The sequence below is a fragment of the Leucobacter sp. M11 genome (genome assembly GCF_035726885.1).
In the GTDB taxonomy this organism is placed as follows: domain Bacteria; phylum Actinomycetota; class Actinomycetes; order Actinomycetales; family Microbacteriaceae; genus JAPFRB01.
The window spans coordinates 472,609-473,480 of the sequence record NZ_JAPFRB010000004.1 but is presented as its reverse complement, the minus strand read 5'-3'; the positions used below and the strand labels follow the sequence as shown (position 1 = coordinate 473,480).

Here is an 872-nt window from a genome sequence, read left to right as displayed (position 1 = left end):
ATCCGCGTTTCCGGGGTGAGCGACCTGGCGCACGCTTCCCTGAGCTCGCAGAGTATCGCGCAGTGGGACGAGGCCGGCTACCTGGAGCCGCTCATCGCGCTCAGCCGCGCCGTGTGGCGCGACCGGGCCTACGGCGACATGTGGTCCTACATGCTCCTCGCGGAGGGGCTCGTCGACATCGTCGGGGAGTTCGATGTGAAGCCCTACGACCTGGCCGCGCTGATCCCCATCGTGCGCGAGGCTGGCGGCCGATTCACGGACATCGAGGGCGCCGATTCCGGCTGGAACGGGAGCTCCCTCGCCACGAACGGCCGCGTCCACGACGCCGTGATCGCCCTCGTGCGCGACGCGCACCGTCCCGCGCCCGCCGCGGGCTAAGCCCGGCCGCGAAGGCCCGGGGCTCGGCCCCGGGCGCACGACGCTACTCCCGGCCCCTTCGCGGTGGATTCACGGCTTCGCCACGGGTGCCCAGCCTAAGCTGGGGCCATGAATTGCCCCACCGATAACACCACCCTGCTGATGAGCGACCGCAACGGCATCGAGATCGACTACTGCCCGCAGTGCCGCGGCGTGTGGCTCGACCGGGGTGAGCTCGACAAGATCATCGAGCGCGCCGCCGCCGATGGCGCCCCCGCGCAGCCCGCCCCCGCCCAGCAGCCCCTGCCCCCCGTGGCCCCGCAGCAGCCCTACGGCCAGCCGCAGATGCCGCAGGACCCCTACGGGCAGCGTCCCGGCTACGGCCAGCAGGGCTACGACACCCGCGGCTACAACAACGGCTACGGGGGCAAGCCCCGCAAGCAGAAGCACTGGCTGAGCGAGCTCTTCGACTAGGCCGCGCCAGGCCCGCCAGAGCCCCCGTCCGCACCCTCAGC

2 protein-coding genes are annotated in these 872 nt (G+C 72.1%); both read left to right on the top strand.

Annotated features, from left to right (window positions below; all coding sequences use genetic code 11):
* A partial coding sequence (locus OOT08_RS14385; protein ID WP_325093474.1) for an inositol monophosphatase family protein occupies window positions 1–378 on the top strand: 378 nt, incomplete at its 5' end.
* A gap of 108 nt (window positions 379–486) precedes the next feature.
* Window positions 487–831: a TFIIB-type zinc ribbon-containing protein gene (locus tag OOT08_RS14380; protein ID WP_325093473.1), complete on the top strand. Its 345-nt coding sequence runs from the start codon at window positions 487–489 to the stop codon at window positions 829–831.
* Window positions 832–872 lie beyond the last annotated feature (41 nt).